Consider the following 17900-nt stretch of genomic DNA (forward strand, 5'->3'; position numbering starts at 1 on the left):
GATTGAGCGCGAACACGGTCCGGCCGTGTTCGCTACCGGGCCTGCAAGCTGTCTGCCACGGCGCTTCTGGTACGGTCACCACCCACAATAAAAACAACAGCTGTGTTCGGGGATCTACTCATGATCAATGATTCCAAGCGACTGCGTGCCGCCCTCATTTTCATCGCCTGCACGTCATTCATTGTCTGTGGCGTGCAACCCATCTTCATGGGATTGTTGACCGAGCGACTGAGTCTGCCACTCGACCTGCAGGGCTGGGTCGTCTCGGTCGAGATGATCGGCATGACCCTGGGCACCCTGTTGTGCCCGGTAATGATGAAGCGCCATGGCGGGCGTAGCCTGTGCCTGTTCGTCGGCATGCTGTGCGTGGCCTTGAGCATTGCCACCGCCTTCGCCACGACCCACGCCCTGTTGCTGGCCGTGCGCCTGGCGGCTGGCACCTGCGCCGGGCTGGTCTATGCCTACGCGGTGTCCACCCTGGGCCGAATGCCCAACCAGGACCGTTCTTTCGGGCTGATGCTGTTGCTGCAGACGCCGGAGTACTCGTTGTTTTCCGCCGCGTTGCCAGTGCTTGCCGCCCAGAGCGGGGCTGTGACTGCCCTGTGTTCGTTCGGCCTGTGGTACCTGTTGATTTGCGGTGCCAGCCTGGCGCTGCCACGTCGCCCGGCGGCCTTGCTGGCCAGCGGCGAGGGCTCGCCCGCCCAGGGTGGCTCGGCGCGTACAGGGCGCAGCGCGCTGGTGGGCATGCTGTTCATGCAGATCGCCATCTACTGTGTCTGGGGCTTCATCGACCAGTTGGCGCGTGACCAGGGTATCGATGGGGTCGATATCGGCTGGGCATTCGGCTTGTCGGCCCTTGGCGGCCTGCCGGGTGCAGGGCTGCCGAGCTTGCTGGGGGCGCGCGTGAATCGCCAGCTGATGATCGCCGTGGGGTTGGTCGCGGTATTCATCTCCATCGCCATGCTCACCGGTCATACCCGCACGCCGATGCAGCTGTTCGTGGCGCTGCTGCTGATCAACTTCGGCTGGGTGCTGTCGCTGTCGTACTACATGGCGCTGATCACCACCAACGACCCGACGGGCAAGCTCACCCCCCTGGTGAGCATCACCTTGATGGGCGCTGCGGCGGTGACGCCGGCGCTGATCGCCATGCTGGTGGAGGGGTCCAATCAGCAACTGATCTTCCTGTTGGGGACGGGCGCGCTGGTGGTTGCCTTTGCCGTTACCTGCCTGGGGGGAGGGCTCAGGGGCGTGCGCGACAAGGCGGCATGCTGAGGCTGCGCATTTTCAGATCGAATACCCACAACCGTTGTTCGGTTGAGGGCAGGGAATAATCGATCACTGCAAGTCTCTGTGCCGGAGCAGCGCCTTGGGCGCGATACATTGGGTGGCACGAACCGCCAGGGCGATGACCTTGGCATTGGCATTGGGAGCAGCTTTGGTAAGCGCAACTTCAAGCGAATCGGCGTAGGCTGTGGGTATGAAGGCCGACGTCGAAAGCCAAAGCTATGTAGCGCCCTATGTAGATCGCATCAAGAATATGTCGAGTCTAGCAGCGGTTTGGACGCTAGCTTTCTGATTTGCGAGAGATTTAAGGATTATCCAAGGTGCAGTCATCAAGGGTATTCGTCATAAGCCGTGCTTTATTTATGGTCTTTCTGATCAGCGGCACTGCGCTGGGTGAAACGTCGCAGATCGTGTTGTCGGTATCTGCGCAGGTCAGTCCGGCGACTGCAGCGCCTGACGACATCGTTGGACAAGGGATCCAGGCCGCGCTTGAACCCCTGGTATCGTCATTTCCTCCCTTGATTACCTCTCGCAAGCATCAACGCGCGGACATCAATCGCGTCGTTCTCGATTTCTATTCCCATCGCAACTATCGCGCCGCCTGGACAGACGGGCGCGATATCACCCAGTTGCTCAAGAGCCTGAATGACATACACGCTGACGGCCTGAACCCCGCAGACTTCCGGGGCGACGAGTTGGCCGCGGCTCAATCGTTTCTGCAGGCCTCCGCGCCGACGCCAGCGCAAACGGCGGCTTTTGATATTGCGCTGACTCGCACCTACATCACTGCGCTCCTGCAATTGCGGCGCGGCAAGGTCAATCCGTCGCGGCTGGATTTTCATTGGAACTTCGACCCGATCGGTGTTGATCCCCGTGAAGATGTGAACAGTTTCTTTGCTGCCCTGGATGCTCACGATGTGGCCCGTGCGTTCGCCCAGGCGCCGCCGCAAGAGGCGGTTTATAGCAGCATGCGTGAGGCATTGGCGCAGTTGCGTCAGGTTCGCGATGCCGGTGGTTGGCCGAAAGTCGCCGAAGGGCAGTCACTCAAGCCGGGGATGGACGGCGCTGTGGTCGCACAGTTGCGTGCCCGTCTGGTGGCCGGTGGTTATCTGGAACCGCATAAGGGCAAGCGCAGTGCTTACGACGATAAAGTCATTGCTGCGGTGAAGAAGTATCAGGTCGATCAGTATCTTGGCGTGGATGGCGTGGCTGGGCCGGCGACGCTGGCGGCGCTGAATGTGCCTGTCGAGGCACGGATTGATCAGGTCCGGGTGAACATGGAACGGGCGCGCTGGCTGCTCTACAAACTCCATGGCACTTTTGTCGTAGTCGATATCGCCGGCTACAAAGTGGCGTTCTACCGCGACGGCGAACCCATCTGGCGTTCCCGGGTGCAGGTCGGCAAGCCTGTGCGCAGCACCCCGGTGTTTCAGTCCGAGATCACCTACATCACCTTCAACCCCACCTGGACTGTGCCGCCGACGATTCTGGCCAAGGATATGCTGCCCAAGATTCAGCAGAACCCGGGTTACCTTGCGGCCAGCCGGATCAGGGTCCTTGATCGTGCTGGCAACGAACTCGATCCAGCGAACGTCGACTGGAACAACGCGCGCGGCCTCAGGCTGCGCCAGGACGCCGGCCCTACCAACTCGTTAGGGCAGGTGGTCATTCGTTTCCCCAACGACTATGCGATTTACCTGCACGACACGCCGCATCGCGAGTTGTTCGCCAAGCCCGTGCGCACCACCAGCTCCGGATGTATTCGGGTGGAGAATCCACTGCAGTTGGTCGAGTTGTTGTTCAACGATCCGGTGCGCTGGAACAGCGAGGGGATTCAAAAGCAGTTGGCCAATGGCAGGACCAAGAACATCAAGCTTCCGGTCAAGGTACCGGTGTTGTTGGCCTACTGGACAGTCGACTTGAGCACCGAGGGGCGGGTGACGTTCAAGCCCGACATTTATGGCTATGACACGCCGCTATTGCGGCAGTTGAATTTGCCTTCAGTACTGCCCGCCTTGGCGTTGCCGCAGGCAGAAACGACTATGATGGTCACAGGGCAAAGCCAGATTTCGGCAGCGCATGAGCAACCAGAAATGGCGACGCCCACCGATTGAAGCATGTCCACTTGCGCTGTGCTCGAATACGCTAGCCTAGCGGCAATACAAGATGGTTGATCGGGCGGTAGTTGCCGATGGCAAGAGTGGTGAGCATGCGGTGCGTCCCAGCTTGAACTGAGCGATCGATTGTGATAGCTGAATCCCATGCCTCTCTATTAGCCGACGCTATTGACGCTGGAGAAACGATGATCGAATCACAAGGATGTGCAGGATTTTCCAATCTGGAGTGCCGGCCAGTTGGGCCCTCTGACACAGAAATGATCTGCTCGCATCGCGAGCAAATGTTTCTTGAGGCGGGTGGGAATCCTGAAGCACTGCGCGTCATGACTGAACACTTTCGCCCATGGCTGGAGGAGCGGCTCGGGGACGGTCGGTATTACGGATTCAAACTCCTGGATGGCGAGCAACCGGTTGCCGCCATTGGTCTGATGAGCATTGATTGGCCTCCCCATCCCTCGCACCCAACCCTGGACAAGCGTGGGTACGTGTTGAATGTGTACGTCCAGCCGGCCTACCGCCGCCGAGGCCTGGCTTCAGCCTTGATGCAAGCGGCTGACGCCGAGTTCGCTCGCCGAGGGATCACATTCGCTGTCCTGCACGCTACCGAGACGGGCAAACCGGTCTATGAGCAAAGCGGTTGGGCTGGAACGGCGGAAATGGCCAAATCCATTGCTTTGCAGTGACCATTTTCGACCCTTTGCGCAGGCACACTCATGAGCGACATTAAAGTACTGTCCTTGTCTCCAGACGGTCGCTACCCAGTTCAGGCGACCCCGAGCGATAGCACGCGCATTGAATTAGCCCGTCTGGAAAACACCCTGAGGGGATGCTCGATCTTCTCGGCTGAACACACTTGTCAGCAAGGACCTGAATGATGAATGGGAAAGCTCTGGAACAGGCGCTTTTCCACGCCGCCAGACTGGCATTGCAAACCCTGCTCGATTTTACTCGCCAAGAATCAACCAGGGCCAGCGCGCTCGGTAGCTGGCGGCCTTCACCCTGAACAACTCAGGCTGCGGGTTCAACTCGTTCAGCCTGAGGCGGTCGTTCTGAAGTTCGTCCAGCCCATGGGTGCTGTACAGCTCACCCGTATCGACATCAACGCCCAAGCATGTCGATCTGATGAGATAGCGATCTATGCCATCAGTCACCTTTTGCAACGGCGGGTAATGGGCACCGAATTTCGCCTCGTACCACAAGTGGACGCGGGCCTGATTGCGCACTTCGATATTGGCCCCAAGATGAGCACAGGCCTGGTGAACGCGGGCGATGATCCGGTCTTCGGCCTCCCAGGAAAGGTCTTCATCGAAGTAGGCGATGTCATAGTCCTTGATGCCCCACTCAGCCGGTTGCCCCGACCGATGATTCCAGAAGGTCTGGAAAAGACAGCCGGCCGTCAGCATGCAGTGGGGTATCTGCAAGGTCGGCAATATCGCCAATAACGCCCGGTTGATTGAGTTCTCCTGAATGATCGCCAGCAAACGTTCGTTGCTAAGTGCCTGCATCGTCTACCTTCCCTGATGTTTGCTTCGCGGCGCGCTTGAACTGCCGATACGCCTCAGGCATGCAGACCGCGCAAGGTCGATATCCTGCAGCAACGGCGCAAGCCTCGTCGAGAAAGAACACCCGGTCTTTCACATACCCGCCGCGCGCAATGGCCTGCAGTGCAGCCCGGCAATCGAGCCTGCCATAGCGCTTGCCGCGTCGGTGGCCGCCCAGGGTGCCCGGTTGGGTGCTGGCCAGGCGCTTTCCGTCGCTGCCCAGCAATATCCAGATTCGCTGCTTGGCCATGAGGGGCATTCAGTTGCCGGATTCGCGTTCGAGCAACTCGCGCTTGCGCTCGACACCCCAGCGATAACCCGAAATGTCGCCATCGCGGCGCACTACCCGGTGGCAGGGGATCGCCACCGCGATGTGGTTGGCCGCGCAGGCCTGGGCCACGGCCCGCACGGCTTTTGGCGCGCCGATGCGCTCGGCGATTTCGCTGTAGCTTGCCGTCGTGCCGGGGGGGATCTCCCGCAGTGCCTGCCAGACACGTTGTTGAAACGCGGTGCCCCTGACGTCGAGGGGCAAGTTCAGGCCCAACGAGGGCGCTTCGATGAAACCCACCACCTGGGCGACCAAGGCTTCGAACGAGCGATCGCCACCGATGAGCTGGGCTTTGGGGAACCGGTCCTGCAAGTCGGTCACCAAGGCATCGGGGTCTTGCCCCAAAAGGATCGCGCAGATGCCACGCTGGCTCTGGGCTACCAGAATCGGCCCCAGGGAGCATTCGCCAACGGCAAAGCGTATCGTGCTACCCACGCCACCATCACGATAGGCCCGGGGATGCATGCCCAGCAGTTGCTCGGAAGTGGCGTAGAAGCGGCTGTTGGAGTTGAAGCCGGCGCCGTAGATGGCGTCCGTCACCGAGGTGTCGCCCTGGCCCAGTTCCTCGCGCAGCTTGTGGGCACGGGTGGCCGAGGCATAGGCCTTTGGCGTCAGGCCCGTTTCGGCCTTGAACACACGGTGGAAGTGGAAGGCACTCAGGCCCAGTTGAGCGGCCAGTTCGTCGAGAGTTGGCGGTGTGGGCGCGCTGTCCATCAGGCGACAGGCCTTGGCCACCAGCGCTGCACGCTGTTCACGGGCGCGTGTCTGGTCCCGTGACGGACGTTGGCTAGGCCGAAAACCGGCCGCCTCCGCCTGCTGCGCACTGGCGAAGAACACCACGTTCTCGCGCTTGGGGCGGCGAGACGACGCACTGGGCCGGCAGTACACGCCAGTAGTACGCACGGCATAGACGAAGTGCCCATCCGCGGCGGGATCGCGGGCCTGCACGGCAGCCCAGCGTTGTTCATCTGTGCCGAAGCAAGCGCTCGACGGCTTGAGCTGGTTCATGGCGCGATCTCGCTAAGGTCGAAGTGGAGCCAGTGTAGAAACCCCCTGCCAGTGCAAGCACTCCGGTTCTTGCGCTTGAATTCACCTGGATTGCGGCACGCGCCACAGGTACCAGGCCGCGGTGGTGCGATAAGGGCTCCAGCGCTCACCGATCTCGCGCATCTGTCGCGGTGTCGGCGCTTTTTCCAGCCCTTTCAGCCGGCGGTAGCCCTCACGCACGCCAAGGTCATCGACCGGCAGGATATCCGCGCGCTCCAGGCTGTAGATCAGGAACATCTCCACCGTCCAGCGGCCCACCCCGCGCAACGAGACCAGGCGTTCGATGAGTTCGGCATCAGTCATGGTCTTCGCGTCAGCCAGGGTGGGCACCACATCATCCAGGCGCGCCTGGGCGATGGCACGGATGGTCGCCAGTTTGTTCGCGGAGAAGCCGCAAGCCTTTTGCAGATCGGCGTCCGTGGCCAGCAATTGCTCAGGGGCCGGGAATGCCAGACCCGGATACAGCGCCAGAAAACGCGCCACGATCGCGTCGCCCGCCTTGACGTGCAGTTGCTGGTAGGCAATGGCGCGAATCAGCGCCTCGTAAGGTTCACGGGCCGGTTTCGTTTCATGGCGGCACGGGCCGATGGCGGCGATGTGGCGTGCCCATTCGTCGTCCAGGCTCTGCAAGAACGTCGCGGCATTTGCATAAGTCACGGCGGGCGCTCCAACAGCCAGCGTTAACAGTGTAGGCTGCAAGCGTATCTCTTTTTTTACCGAGCCCACCATGAATCGCCGCAAGAAAATCAATCAGCTGCTCAAAGCCCATGCCAAGAAGGCCAGTGCCAAACTGGCGCCGCGCAGCAAACCCAAGTACATCTGCAAGGCCGATCGCTTGAAAATGGCCGAGCAAGCCGCCCTCGAAGCGGATCCTGCCCCGCAAGCCTGATGCCCAGCCGGGGAACTTCACCACGCACTTGCGGTCGATAGCCTCTTCCTTCAAACCAGACATGTCCTGGATCGGTCGAGTGCTTACCTGATGACGAGCATGCGTAGTTTCCCGGCGCTTATCCTGTTGCTCTGCGCTGCCACGAGTTCACTGACCTTCGCCCGAGAACGGGCCGTGCAGGTACACAGCAACAACGCCTCGACCCAGTTGATTGAAACGGCCTCCGAGCAGTATGCAGAAGGCAAGCTGGACCAGGCCGCCGCAACGCTGGAACGGGCATTGCAGATTCAGCCGAGCAATCCGGCTACCTTGCATTACCTGGGCGTGCTGCGCCTGCAACAGGGGCAGTACGAGCAGGCGCAGGTGCTGGCTACGCGCTCCAACCTGCGCGTGGGCCGCAACACCGCGTTGCGTAACCGCAACCTGCAGTTGATCGAGGCGGCGCGCGATGCTCAGGATTCGCGCCAGTTGCCCACGGCAGTCAAGGTGGGGTTGCAGTAAACCCTATGCCGGGCTCGCTGCCACCACCCGATTACGGCCCGTCTGTTTTGCCACGTACAGGCGCTCATCGGCACGTTTGAGCATGTCCGCGCTGGTGACTGTATCGGCATCCTTGCAGGCGACACCGATGGATATCGTCAAGGCACCGACACCTTCCACCGGCGTATTGGCGATGCTTTGCCGTATGCGCTCGGCCACTTGCGTGGCGGTTTCCAGGCCGGTGTCCGGCAACAGCAGGACGAACTCCTCACCGCCGGCGCGGCAGGCTAGGTCGATAGCCCTGGAGGCGTTCTGGATTAGCTGCGCGATCTGTTGCAAAGCTCGGTCGCCGGCATCATGGCCGTGCACATCGTTGACCCGCTTGAAATGGTCGATATCCAGTGCCAGGGCCGCATACGGCTGGCCGCTCTGCTCGAAATCGGCCAGCGCCGCATCCATGGCCCGACGATTGGCAAGGCCTGTCAACGGGTCGCTCAGGGCCACCTGATGGAGGTGGCCCATCTGTTTGTGCAGCAGTTGCACACCTTTGAGCAGTGCCTGGCGAATCGCCCCAGCCTCGGCGTACCAGCCGCGTACTGCCGCCAGCTGTCTTGGCGTTTCCGGTGCCGAAAGGTCGGAGGCGATCCGGGCCAGTTGACGCAGCGGCCGGGTGATCAGGAAGGTGCCTGCCAGAATCAGCAGCAAGCCCAACACCCCCGCGGGCACGATCTTGAGCAGCATCTCGCGCATCAGCCGGCGCAGCGGTGCCAGTGCCTGGGCCTCAGGCTGCTGGGCCACCACCGCCCAACCGGCTTCGGGTACATAGGCATAGCCGGCAAGCATGGGGATGCCCTGGTAGTTGGGGGCGGCGAGCATGCCCGATTGCCCTTGCAGTGCCGTGTTCATCGTCGGGCTGTTGGTGATGACCTGGCCGATTTGTGCGTGGTCGGGGTGATACAGCAAGCGGTGGTTGCTGTCGGCGATGAAGGCATAAGTGCCGTCGTTGTACGCATGGTCGCTGATCAAACCGTGCATCACGCCGTGTTCCTGCAGATGGACCGACCCGCCCATCAATCCGAGAAACTGCCCGTCCGGGCCGACTACGGGCCTTGAGATGAACACGATCAGTTGCCCTGTTGCGCTGGTGTAGGCATGGCTCACCAAGGGCTGATGCAGTGTCAGTGCTTGCTTGACCTCGCTCGCTATCAGCGTGCTACCGACCATGCCGGGTACTTCGGGGTTCATGGCCATGACCTTGCCCTGACGGTCGAGGATCATCACCACATCGAGTTCGGCGTCCTGGGCCTGCAAACGTATGACCTCGTCCTTGAGCACAGCCGGCTCGTCGAAGTGGCTGGCCACGCGCTGGCTGCTGAACTGCAGGCGATCCTGCGCCGAACGCAGGAACTCGCCAATGCTCGAAGCGACCTTGGAGGCGTAGACCCGGTTCGATTCCAGGGTCGAACTGATCAGGGCATCCCGTTGCACGCTGTAGGCCACGATCAGGCAGATGGCGAGCGTGGCCAGCACGGCCAGTAGGACGAAGATCAGGGTCAGGCCACGCAGGCCGAGGAATTGGCGATTTGGCATGCTCATCGGGCGGGCAGTGAGTCCGTGCTTGCTGGTGCTCAAGCGTAGTCGATCCTGCCTGCTACCGCCGTGCCCCGCGACAGGCTCAGGTCGCGTATTGAGCGATCCCATTGCCGAACGACCAGTTCTCCTTGCGCACCTCGACCAGGTTGATGAAGACATCTTCCGGGCGCACCCCGGCCTCGCGGGCGAGCCCTTGGGCGATGGCCTGGTACAGCGCCTTCTTCTTCTCCACGGTGCGGCCTTCGCTGAGGGTGATCTGGATGAACACCTGGCCATCGGTGCGCTGGATGCCGAGGTATTGGGGATCGTTCACCAGGCGGTCGGCGTCGTGCTCGGTCAGGACCTGGAAGTTGTCGTGTTCCGGGACATCGATGGTTTGACGCAGGGCAGCGTAGACCACCTTGCCGAGGGTTTGCAGGTGAGTGGGGTCTGGGTGTCTTTTGATGTCGATGCGTACCAGGGGCATGTCGGGCTCCTTGAAGGGGGACCAAGCGAGACGCGGGGTTGGTATTGCGTGGGTAACGATAGCTGGCTTGCGGGAATGTGAGCGCTACTGTCCCACAGGAATCGCGTGAACTTTTAGAAATAGAGCAGGACAGTTGCACCCACAGGGTTTGCGCTATTCGACCCCTTGGGTTTTGGTCACTTCAACCCCTCGCGGATCGCCGCCTTTTCTGCTGGTACATGGCGCCATCGGCATGGCTGAGCAGGGTATCGGCATCTTCGCCGTCGGCCGGGTAGCAGGCGATGCCGATGCTGCACGACGGTATTGGCATCTCGCCACAGTCATCCTCCAGTGGCTGCGCCATGGCGGCGAGAATCTGCGCGGTCTTCTCGGCAACGGCGCCGGGCGTGGGCAAGTCGGTGAGCAGCAGGGTGAACTCATCACCGCCCATGCGCGCCACCGTGTCGTGCTCACCCATGCAACCCTCCAGCCGCCTTGCCACTGCGCACAGCACGCGGTCGCCCATGGCATGGCCATGCGCATCGTTGATGACCTTGAAGTCGTTGATATCGAGAAACAGCAGCGCCAGCGGGCGTTGCCGTTGCAGTGCAGCGGCCAGCCGTTGGTTGAACAGCGAGCGATTGCTCAGGCGGGTCAAGGGATCGTGATGGGCGAGAAAACGCAGTTCTTCCTCGGCCAGTGCCTGCGCCGTGACGTCGCGCGCCACGCCGATGCGCGCACCGAGTTCGTCGGACCAGCAGGCCGACCACAGGATGTGCACGATGCCGCCGTCCTTGCGCAGGTAACGGTTGCGAAAATCGAGATGGGGCAGGCCGTTCATCACCCGGATGATCGACGCCCGCGTTGCCTCCAGGTCGTCCGGGTGCATGTAGCGGGTGATCGGCGTTCCGGTCAGCTCGTCGGCGCGGTAGCCCAGCAGCGCTTCGCAGGCGTTGCTGACGAACACGATCGTGTTGTCCCGGTCGACCACGAATACCGTGTCCAGCATCAGGTGGATCAGCTTCGGGTAGAGGGCTTGCAGGTCAACGGCCATGGGCGGGGAGTCCGTTCGGCAGTGCTGGGTCGACGGCAGCATACACAGGGCCTGGCCAGGGCCACCAGCGCCTGACAGCAAATTTTGCAGGGGCCTTTGCCTGGGCTGTGCTGAGGTATCATGCCGGTCCTTGTTCCAGAGCCTGCCGTGCCTTTCATGACTGCCTTCTACCTGAAGTTCCTCATCACCCCCATGCTCATGCTGGCCATTTCCCTGGCGGCCAAACGCTGGGGCACCAAAATTGGCGGCCTGCTCTCCGGCCTGCCGGTTACCTCGGCATTGGTCATCCTGTTCCTGAGCCTGGAGCAGGGCGCAGGGTTCGCCCTGCAGGCGGTGCCGGGTGCGTTGGCGGGGTTGGCTGCAGTCCAGATGACGTACTTGTTCTATTTTCTGGTGACCCGGCGCGTTTCGGCGTTCATCGGTTGCGTGTCTGCGTTGGCGGTGTACGCGGCGAGCGCTTGGCTGATGAGCCGCCTGGGTTGGCTGGCCGCGTCGGTCGCGGTGACCCTGGTGCTGCTCAGCTTGATCATCGTGGTCACTGCGCCGAAGGCGGACAGTGCCCCGGCCAAGGTGGTGCCGTTGCCACGCTGGGTCATCCCCATGCGCATGCTCACGGCCACCTTGCTGCTGGTGGCGATCACGGCCAGTGCCCAATGGCTGGGGCCGGTGGCCAGTGGCATGTTGGCGCCGATCCCGGTGATTGCCTGGCCGCTCGCCGTGTTCGCCCATGTTCAGGGTGGGCACCAGGAACTGGGGGCGATCGTGCGGGGCAATGCCATTGGCGCGGTGGGTGTACTGGGCTTCTACCTGGCCGTGAAGGCCTCGATCGAACAGTGGGGCCCGCTGCCGTCCATTTCCGCGGCCGTGGTGCTGGCCGTGGTGGCCACCTTCCTGTTGGCGCGGTTGCTGGACAAACGCTGAACATTGCCTCGCCAGGCGCTGGCAGGGTGAGCCACGCGCCTGGCGATCAGCGCCTCAGGCGAAGCTGGGTTGCAACAGCGTGCTGCGCCGGCGGACCAGCAGCATCACGCAGGCGAACGAGGTGAACGCCAGCAGCGAGTAGAACACCGCCAGGGGCCACCATTGCCCTGCCGCCTGGCCGGCGATCAAGGTGCCCACCATCGGCGTGGTGCCGCCGATCAGCGCGCCGCAGGCCTGGTAAGCCAGGGAAATGCCCGAGTAGCGCTGGTACACCGGAAACACGTTGACGATGTACCCGGCGATCACCGCATAGAACGCCGAGGAGAACACCTTGGCCAGCGAGATGCCGAGGATGATCATCGTGCTCTGCCCGGTGGACACCAGGCTGAACATCGCATAGGGCACCAGGACACTGGCCCCGGACGTGATCAGCAGGAATCGGCCGGCCCCGACCTTGTCCGCCAGCCAGGCCGCGATAGGCTGGTTGATCAACTGGACGATGGCCACCACCGACAGGCATTCGAGGATCACCGAGCTCTTGATGCCCAGGTACTGGGTGGCGTAGGCAATCATGAAGGTGTTGGTGAAATAGGCCGAGGAAATGCCGATGGTGCAGGCGCCCATGACCAGCAGGATCAATGGCCAGGCATCGCGGACCACTGCCTTGACCGGCGATTGCACGGGCTTTTGTGCCTTGGCCATGCCTTCGAACTCAGGCGACTCGTGCACACCCCGGCGAATCACGAAGGCCAGCAGCAGCAACAGCACGCTGCCCAGGAACGGCAGGCGCCAGCCCCACGCATACATGTCGGCTTCCGGCATTTCGGTGATGAAGCGGAACACCATCAGCGACAGCACCAAGCCCGCTGGGCTGCCCAGTTGGGCGAACGAGGCATAGAAGCTCTTCTTGCCTTCGGGCGCATGTTCACTGGCCAGCAGCACCGCGCCCCCCCATTCGCCACCGACGGCGATGCCCTGCAGGATGCGCAGGGCCACCAGCAGCACCGGTGCCAGCAGGCCGACCTGCTCGAAGGAGGGCAGCAGGCCGATGCCGACCGTGGATGCCCCCATCAGAAACAGGGTCAGGATCAGCGAGTACTTGCGGCCGAAGCGGTCCCCCAGGTGACCGAAGATGATCCCGCCCAACGGCCGGGCGAGAAAGCCCACCGCCAGGGTGGCGAACGAGGACAACGTACCCACCAGCTGGCTGCTGCCGGGGAAGAACACATGGCTGAAGATCAGCGCCGATGCGGTGGCGTAGATGTAGAAGTCGAACCATTCGATCAGGGTGCCGAGAAACGAGCCTGCGGCGGCGCGGATCGGTTGCCGCGCCCGGGGCGATGCGTGGGATGGGATGGACATAGGGCTTCCTTTGACTGTTATTGGCATTGTTCAAAAGGCTTCAAGCCGGCGTTGTGTCTGCGTCTGTCGCGCCTTGGCAGCGTTGCGGGTCATCCAACCAGAGGGCGGTTCACGTAAGGGCGATTGAGCGTCTCCAGCGCCTGGGCAAAGGCCAGCAGCCGTTGCTCGTCCCGGTAACGGCCGACGATCTGCAACCCCACCGGCAGGCCTTGCTCGCTGAAGCCGCAAGGCAGCGAAAGGCACGGGTGACCGCTGAGGGTGATCAGCGAGCAGCTGTTCATCCAGTCGATGTAGGTGTCCATTGGTTGATCGCCGATCTGCCGGACGAAGGGCTGTTCCACCGGGAACGGCAAGACCTGGCTGACCGGGGCCACGAGGAAATCGTACCGTTCCAGCAGGGCCTGGGTATCGCGGAAAATGCGTGCCCGTACCGCTTCGGCGTCGATCACATCCTGCGCGGTGAACTGGCTGGCCTGCTCGATGTTCCACACCACGGTGTCCTTGAGCAGGGGGCGGTGGGTCTTGAGCAGGTGGCCGTAGCCGCTGGCGTAGGTCAGCGCGCGCAGCACCTGGAAGGCCCGGGCACCGCCGCGAAAGTCCGGTTCGGCCAGTTCAACGTCGCAGCCAAGGTCGGCCAGGCGCCGCACACCGGCCTCGGTCACTGCACGCACCGCGGGCTCCACGGGCAGGCCGCCCAGGTCTGGGCTGTAGGCGATGCGCGCGCCGCTGAAGTCGCCTTGCAAGCGAGCGTCCAGGGACAGTGCTGGCGATTGCAACGACAACGGGTCACGGCGGTCTTCGCCTGCGATCACGCTCAGCAGCAAGGCCACATCGGCCACGCAGCGGCCCATCGGGCCTGCCACCGTCAGCTGGCCGAAACTGTTGCTGTTGGGCCAGTTCGGAACGCGGCCGATGGAGGGGCGCAGGCCAACGATGTTGCAGAAGCTGGCCGGGTTGCGCAGCGAGCCTCCCATGTCGCTGCCGTCGGCCAGGGCCACCATGCCCGTGGCCAGGGCCACCGCCGCGCCGCCGCTGCTACCGCCGCAGGTCAAGGTTGGGGCATAGGGGTTGCGGGTTGCGCCGAAGACCTCGTTGAAGGTCTGCGAGCCGGCACCGAATTCCGGCAGGTTGCTCTTGCCCAGCAAGATCGAGCCTGCCTCGGCCTGGCGGCTGACGATCAGCGAGTCCTGGCTTGGCACATGCTCGGCGTACACCTGCGAACCCCAGGTGGTGCGCATGCCTGCGGTCAGGAACGAGTCCTTGTGTGCCACCGGCAAACCGTGCAGCGGGCCAAGCGGCCTGCCTTGCGCCTGATGGCGGTCGGCGGCAGCGGCCTTGGCCAGGGCACCTTCGGCGTCGACGGTGACCAGGGCATTGAGCACGGGGTTGCGCCGTTCGACTTGCGCCAGGCACGCCTCGGTCAGCTCCCGCGCAGACAAGTGTCCTGCGCGAATTTCAGCGGCCAGCTCCCAGGCGGGCCGTGTGGCCAAGTTAGTTGACGGTTGACCAGGCATTCAAACCTCCTTAAAGTATCGCTATGCAATACTAATTATCGTGTAGTGGTACTATGTATATGCCAGGTCGCAGTGAGCGGTCAAGATGGCTATGCTTGGCGCCCCAGCAGGAGGCAATGCGACGTGACCGAAAAAGACGCGCGACAGCAGCACCCACAGTTCATCGAGACCTTGGAGAAAGGCATCCGCGTGCTGGAAATTTTCCGCGATGGCCAGCCCTCGCTCGGTCTGACGGAGCTGGCCGAAGCCTGCGACATGACCAAGAGCGCGGCCCAGCGGTTCACCCATACCTGGTGCGAGCTGGGTTACCTGGCCAAGGACGAACGTTCACGGCGCTACAGCCTGACCCACAAGGCGCTGGAGCTGGGCTTTCTCTACCTCAACGCCTCGCCGCTGGTCAGCCGGGCATTGCCGGCGCTCAAATTGATCCGCGAGCGTTGCAACCTGACGGTCAACCTGTCTGTCCTCAGCGGCCATGACATCGTTTACGTCATGCGCATTCCTGGCCCCAACCAGACCCACGCCGAGATGTTGCCGGGGCGACGCATGCCGGCCTGGTGCACTTCGGCCGGCCGCGTGCTGCTGGCCGACTTGCCGCCTGCACGGGTGCGGGCGAGCCTGGCCGAAGTGGCGCCGGTGGCTTACACCGCGCACACCGAAATCGACCGTGAGGTCCTGTTCGAGCGAGTGCAGGAGGCCGGTCGCAACGGCTACGCATTGACCCGCGATCAAGTGCTGGTAGGGCAGGTGGGCATCGCGGCGCCGATCCGCAACGTGCACTTCCAGGTCGTGGCGGCCATCAACATCACGGCGCAACTCAGCGCCTGGCCGGAGGAGAGGGTGGAACAGGAGCTGGTGCCGCTGCTGATGGAAGTGAGCCAGGCGGTGAGCATCGGCTGAGCCGGTGTATCTCTGTGTATCACGCCCTGCGCATTACCGGTTCGCTTACAAATCGCGCTGCATCCTGATACGCCCCGGATACACACCTGAGGCCAAATGAGCCAGCCCGAACGAACAGCCCGATGGCTACGTTCCCTGGCTCTATCGCCCTAGCGGCATGACCGTACTCAGGAGAAGCACCATGTCCCGTATCCAACGTCCAAACAAAACCCGCCTTGGCCTGCTGAGCATCGCCTTGATTGGCGGCATCAACCTCACCGCTTCGGCCTTCGCCGTCGAATCCCTGCCACAGGGCTACCAACTCGCCGCTGCGCAAAAGGCCGGCGAGGGCAAATGTGGCGAGGGCAAATGCGGTGCCAGCGGCGCCTCGGCCAAAGCCACCCAGGCCGAAGGCAAGTGTGGCGAAGGCAAGTGCGGTGACGCTTCGTTCGCACGTACCGACAGCGACCATGACGGCCGGGTGTCGCGTGCCGAGCTGTTGGCGAAAGCCCCCGGCGCCAATGCCGAATTCGACGCCATCGACGCCGACCACGACGGCTACCTGTCCGAGGGCGAGGTGTACCAGTTCCGCAAGGGCCAGTTCGACGCCAACGGCAAGCCGTTCCCTGCCGACCTGTACGGCAAACTGAGCCAGGCCAAGCACTGACCCTCGCCTGCATCCTCCCCGGGTAGACGCCGGGGAGGGCACTTCGCGTCCAGGAGCCTGACCATGCACACACCTCCTTCCCTGCAGGGCGCCGGCCTTGGCCTGCGTCGCGCGCTGCTGCCCGAGCTGCTGGCCCTGGACAGCGGGGCCGTCGATTTTCTCGAATGCGCGCCGGACAACTGGATCGGCGTAGGTGGCGCCTATGGCCAGGGCCTTGCGCAACTGGCCGAGCGCTTTCCCTTGGCCTGCCACGGCCTGTCGCTCTCGCTGGGCGGCCCCGCGCCGCTCGACCACGCCTTCCTGCGGCAGATTCGCGTGTTTCTCGACCGTTACCGGGTGCCACTGTTCAGCGAGCACCTGAGCTACTGCGCCGATGAAGGCCATCTCTACGACCTGATCCCCATGCCCTTCACCGACGAAGCCGTGCGCCATACCGCCCGGCGTATCGGCGAGGTGCAGGACGCCCTGGGCCGGCGGATCGCCGTGGAAAACATCTCTTACTACGCCGCGCCTTACCAGGCGATGAGCGAGATCGATTTTCTCCAGGCCGTGTTGAGCGAAGCCGATTGCGACCTGTTGCTGGACGTCAACAACCTGGTGGTCAATGCCTGCAACCACAGCTACGACGCCTTGGATTTTCTCGCTCGAGTACCCGCCGAGCGGGTGGCCTGCCTGCACGTGGCCGGGCACTACGATGAAGCGCCGGACCTTAAGATCGACACCCACGGTGCCAGCGTCCAGTCCGATGTCTGGGCCTTGCTGGTCAGCGCCTACCGATACCTGGGCCCGCGACCGACGCTGCTGGAGCGCGACTTCAACCTGCCGCCGCTGCCCGAGTTGCTGGGTGAGGTGCAGCACATTCGCACCCTGCAGACCGCGGTATCGGCACGGGAGCTGCGTCATGGATGAGACCCTGCAAGCGCAGCAGTTGCGCATGAGCCGCCACATCCGCAACCCGCAGGCCAACCCACCGCCACCGGGGATCGAGGCGCGGCCCCTGGCGGTGTACCGGCGACTGTTCTTCGGCAACCTGCAGTCGATGCTGGCGGGGAGTTTTCCGGTGCTGCAGGCCTGCCTCGGGCCAGACTCATGGCGGGCGCTGATGGAAGATTTCTATGCCAACCATCACTGCCAGACGCCGCTGTTCACACAACTGGCGGGTGAGCTGGTGGACTATCTGCACAACCGCGCGGATCTACCGGGGTGGGTGGCGGAACTGGCCCACTACGAATGGATCGAGACGGTGTTGCTGCTCAGCGACGAGGTTGATCCGGCGCACGATCCCGACGCTGACCTGCTCGACGGTGTGCCCGTGCTGTCCAGGCTGGCCATGCCGTTGGCGTATATCTGGCCGGTGAGCCAGATCGGGCCTGGGTGCATTCCAGCGCAGGCACCGCAGGCGCCGACACTGCTGCTTGCGTATCGCGGCGCCGACCTGCAAGTACGCTTCTCACGCCTGGCGCCGCTGGCCCATGCGCTGCTGGTGTCATTGCAAGCGCGGCGATGCAGTGGACGTGAACATCTCGCTGCGCTGGCGCAGATGGCGGGCGTCGAACAGGCCCTGATCGAGCCGCAGGGGCTTGCACTGTTGAATGCCTTCAGGGCCCAAGGGCTGGTGATTGTCCACCGCAGGCACGCGGTCCTTTGTGGGAGCCGGCTTGCCGGCGATGAGGCCGTAGCAGGCGCCCCCGCTCAGCCCTGAGCAAACTGCCGCAGTTTCTCCCCATCCAGGCCATAGCGAATCCACTCATCCTGCGGCTCTGGGGATTGCCCCGC

The 17900-nt window shown here is 63.0% G+C and carries 19 protein-coding genes and 1 pseudogene; 10 read left to right on the forward strand and 10 right to left on the reverse strand.

The window, feature by feature from the left end; genetic code table 11:
- The first annotated feature begins 120 nt into the window (after positions 1–120).
- Complete coding sequence (locus ACIPZG_RS15110) at positions 121–1275, forward strand: MFS transporter (RefSeq protein WP_400715027.1); 1155 nt, start codon at positions 121–123, stop codon at positions 1273–1275.
- Here ACIPZG_RS15110 and ACIPZG_RS15115 read toward each other — a convergent pair.
- Positions 1274–1482: pseudogene (locus tag ACIPZG_RS15115) on the reverse strand (murein L,D-transpeptidase catalytic domain-containing protein); the annotation flags it as partial. The gene ACIPZG_RS15110 and the pseudogene ACIPZG_RS15115 sit on opposite strands and share 2 nt — an antisense overlap.
- A 167-nt stretch (positions 1483–1649) precedes the next feature.
- Between ACIPZG_RS15115 and ACIPZG_RS15120 the strand changes: the two are divergent.
- A complete protein-coding gene (locus ACIPZG_RS15120; RefSeq protein WP_400715029.1) occupies positions 1650–3401 on the forward strand; it encodes a murein L,D-transpeptidase in 1752 nt (583 codons plus the stop codon).
- Between the two features lie 188 nt (positions 3402–3589).
- Entirely contained in the window at positions 3590–4087 is a 498-nt protein-coding gene (locus ACIPZG_RS15125; protein WP_400715031.1) for a GNAT family N-acetyltransferase, read from the forward strand.
- A 261-nt stretch (positions 4088–4348) separates the two neighbouring features.
- On the opposite strand, the gene ACIPZG_RS15130 is transcribed toward ACIPZG_RS15125, so the two are convergent.
- The 4 genes from ACIPZG_RS15130 to ACIPZG_RS15145 all read right to left on the reverse strand — a co-directional run bounded on the left by ACIPZG_RS15130 (position 4349) and on the right by ACIPZG_RS15145 (position 6977).
- Positions 4349–4909 (reverse strand): nucleotidyltransferase family protein, encoded by a 561-nt coding sequence (locus ACIPZG_RS15130; protein WP_400715032.1) that lies wholly within the window; start codon positions 4907–4909, stop codon positions 4349–4351.
- Positions 4896–5195 carry a metal-binding protein gene (locus ACIPZG_RS15135; RefSeq protein WP_400715355.1) on the reverse strand — a complete coding sequence of 100 codons (300 nt, stop codon included), beginning with the start codon at positions 5193–5195 and terminating at the stop codon, positions 4896–4898. The genes ACIPZG_RS15130 and ACIPZG_RS15135 overlap by 14 nt, the downstream gene beginning before the upstream one ends.
- 9 nt (positions 5196–5204) lie before the next feature.
- Positions 5205–6281, reverse strand: coding sequence for a bifunctional DNA-binding transcriptional regulator/O6-methylguanine-DNA methyltransferase Ada (gene ada / locus ACIPZG_RS15140; RefSeq protein WP_400715034.1), 1077 nt, complete (start codon positions 6279–6281; stop codon positions 5205–5207).
- 81 nt (positions 6282–6362) lie between these two features.
- Positions 6363–6977, reverse strand: coding sequence for a DNA-3-methyladenine glycosylase family protein (locus ACIPZG_RS15145; protein ID WP_400715036.1), 615 nt, complete (start codon positions 6975–6977; stop codon positions 6363–6365).
- Between the two features lie 70 nt (positions 6978–7047).
- Here ACIPZG_RS15145 and ACIPZG_RS15150 point away from each other — a divergent pair, with 70 nt between their 5' ends.
- Together ACIPZG_RS15150 and ACIPZG_RS15155 are read left to right on the forward strand one after the other, a co-directional pair.
- Positions 7048–7209 carry a DUF2986 domain-containing protein gene (locus ACIPZG_RS15150; protein WP_400715038.1) on the forward strand — a complete coding sequence of 54 codons (162 nt, stop codon included), beginning with the start codon at positions 7048–7050 and terminating at the stop codon, positions 7207–7209.
- Between the two features lie 90 nt (positions 7210–7299).
- The gene (locus tag ACIPZG_RS15155) at positions 7300–7710 is read left to right on the forward strand and encodes a tetratricopeptide repeat protein (protein WP_400715040.1); all 411 of its coding nucleotides are present in this window, start codon (positions 7300–7302) and stop codon (positions 7708–7710) included.
- 3 nt (positions 7711–7713) lie between these two features.
- On the opposite strand, the gene ACIPZG_RS15160 is transcribed toward ACIPZG_RS15155, so the two are convergent.
- The 3 genes from ACIPZG_RS15160 to ACIPZG_RS15170 all read right to left on the reverse strand — a co-directional run bounded on the left by ACIPZG_RS15160 (position 7714) and on the right by ACIPZG_RS15170 (position 10781).
- Complete coding sequence (locus tag ACIPZG_RS15160) at positions 7714–9285, reverse strand: diguanylate cyclase (protein WP_400715042.1); 1572 nt, start codon at positions 9283–9285, stop codon at positions 7714–7716.
- A 79-nt stretch (positions 9286–9364) separates the two neighbouring features.
- Positions 9365–9748 (reverse strand): tautomerase family protein, encoded by a 384-nt coding sequence (locus ACIPZG_RS15165; RefSeq protein WP_008091421.1) that lies wholly within the window; start codon positions 9746–9748, stop codon positions 9365–9367.
- Positions 9749–9929: 181 nt separating this feature from the next.
- Positions 9930–10781 (reverse strand): diguanylate cyclase domain-containing protein, encoded by an 852-nt coding sequence (locus tag ACIPZG_RS15170; protein WP_400715044.1) that lies wholly within the window; start codon positions 10779–10781, stop codon positions 9930–9932.
- Positions 10782–10937: 156 nt separating this feature from the next.
- On the opposite strand from ACIPZG_RS15170, the gene ACIPZG_RS15175 reads away from it, so the two are divergent.
- A complete protein-coding gene (locus ACIPZG_RS15175; RefSeq protein ID WP_400715357.1) occupies positions 10938–11702 on the forward strand; it encodes a hypothetical protein in 765 nt (254 codons plus the stop codon).
- 54 nt (positions 11703–11756) lie between these two features.
- Here ACIPZG_RS15175 and ACIPZG_RS15180 read toward each other — a convergent pair whose 3' ends face one another.
- Complete coding sequence (locus tag ACIPZG_RS15180; protein WP_400715359.1) at positions 11757–13058, reverse strand: MFS transporter; 1302 nt, start codon at positions 13056–13058, stop codon at positions 11757–11759.
- 95 nt (positions 13059–13153) lie between these two features.
- Positions 13154–14578 (reverse strand): amidase, encoded by a 1425-nt coding sequence (locus ACIPZG_RS15185; RefSeq protein WP_400715046.1) that lies wholly within the window; start codon positions 14576–14578, stop codon positions 13154–13156.
- Positions 14579–14701: 123 nt separating this feature from the next.
- Between ACIPZG_RS15185 and ACIPZG_RS15190 the strand changes: the two genes are divergently transcribed.
- From ACIPZG_RS15190 to ACIPZG_RS15205, 4 genes are all read left to right on the forward strand, one after another.
- Complete coding sequence (locus tag ACIPZG_RS15190) at positions 14702–15478, forward strand: IclR family transcriptional regulator (protein ID WP_400715048.1); 777 nt, start codon at positions 14702–14704, stop codon at positions 15476–15478.
- Between the two features lie 181 nt (positions 15479–15659).
- Entirely contained in the window at positions 15660–16124 is a 465-nt protein-coding gene (locus ACIPZG_RS15195) for a hypothetical protein (protein WP_400715050.1), read from the forward strand.
- A gap of 63 nt (positions 16125–16187) precedes the next feature.
- On the forward strand, positions 16188–17033 hold the full coding sequence (locus ACIPZG_RS15200; RefSeq protein ID WP_400715052.1) for a DUF692 domain-containing protein: 846 nt from the start codon (positions 16188–16190) through the stop codon (positions 17031–17033).
- On the forward strand, positions 17026–17826 hold the full coding sequence (locus ACIPZG_RS15205) for a DUF2063 domain-containing protein (protein WP_400715054.1): 801 nt from the start codon (positions 17026–17028) through the stop codon (positions 17824–17826). The genes ACIPZG_RS15200 and ACIPZG_RS15205 overlap by 8 nt, the downstream gene beginning before the upstream one ends.
- The last annotated feature ends 74 nt before the right edge of the window (positions 17827–17900 follow it).

The sequence above is a fragment of the Pseudomonas sp. NPDC089395 genome (assembly GCF_044749525.1).
Taxonomy (GTDB): domain Bacteria; phylum Pseudomonadota; class Gammaproteobacteria; order Pseudomonadales; family Pseudomonadaceae; genus Aquipseudomonas.

What these genes read in the sequence shown, in the direction of transcription:
- ACIPZG_RS15125 (WP_400715031.1), top strand. Translation starts at nt 3,590, where the DNA reads ATGATCGAATCACAAGGATGTGCAGGATTTTCCAATCTGGAGTGCCGG.
- ada (WP_400715034.1), bottom strand. Translation starts at nt 6,281, where the DNA reads ATGAACCAGCTCAAGCCGTCGAGCGCTTGCTTCGGCACAGATGAACAA.
- ACIPZG_RS15135 (WP_400715355.1), bottom strand. Translation starts at nt 5,195, where the DNA reads ATGGCCAAGCAGCGAATCTGGATATTGCTGGGCAGCGACGGAAAGCGC.
- ACIPZG_RS15120 (WP_400715029.1), top strand. Translation starts at nt 1,650, where the DNA reads ATGGTCTTTCTGATCAGCGGCACTGCGCTGGGTGAAACGTCGCAGATC.
- ACIPZG_RS15155 (WP_400715040.1), top strand. Translation starts at nt 7,300, where the DNA reads ATGACGAGCATGCGTAGTTTCCCGGCGCTTATCCTGTTGCTCTGCGCT.
- ACIPZG_RS15185 (WP_400715046.1), bottom strand. Translation starts at nt 14,578, where the DNA reads ATGCCTGGTCAACCGTCAACTAACTTGGCCACACGGCCCGCCTGGGAG.
- ACIPZG_RS15200 (WP_400715052.1), top strand. Translation starts at nt 16,188, where the DNA reads ATGCACACACCTCCTTCCCTGCAGGGCGCCGGCCTTGGCCTGCGTCGC.
- ACIPZG_RS15150 (WP_400715038.1), top strand. Translation starts at nt 7,048, where the DNA reads ATGAATCGCCGCAAGAAAATCAATCAGCTGCTCAAAGCCCATGCCAAG.
- ACIPZG_RS15165 (WP_008091421.1), bottom strand. Translation starts at nt 9,748, where the DNA reads ATGCCCCTGGTACGCATCGACATCAAAAGACACCCAGACCCCACTCAC.
- ACIPZG_RS15130 (WP_400715032.1), bottom strand. Translation starts at nt 4,909, where the DNA reads ATGCAGGCACTTAGCAACGAACGTTTGCTGGCGATCATTCAGGAGAAC.
- ACIPZG_RS15175 (WP_400715357.1), top strand. Translation starts at nt 10,938, where the DNA reads ATGACTGCCTTCTACCTGAAGTTCCTCATCACCCCCATGCTCATGCTG.
- ACIPZG_RS15170 (WP_400715044.1), bottom strand. Translation starts at nt 10,781, where the DNA reads ATGGCCGTTGACCTGCAAGCCCTCTACCCGAAGCTGATCCACCTGATG.
- ACIPZG_RS15110 (WP_400715027.1), top strand. Translation starts at nt 121, where the DNA reads ATGATCAATGATTCCAAGCGACTGCGTGCCGCCCTCATTTTCATCGCC.
- ACIPZG_RS15205 (WP_400715054.1), top strand. Translation starts at nt 17,026, where the DNA reads ATGGATGAGACCCTGCAAGCGCAGCAGTTGCGCATGAGCCGCCACATC.
- ACIPZG_RS15195 (WP_400715050.1), top strand. Translation starts at nt 15,660, where the DNA reads ATGTCCCGTATCCAACGTCCAAACAAAACCCGCCTTGGCCTGCTGAGC.
- ACIPZG_RS15160 (WP_400715042.1), bottom strand. Translation starts at nt 9,285, where the DNA reads ATGAGCATGCCAAATCGCCAATTCCTCGGCCTGCGTGGCCTGACCCTG.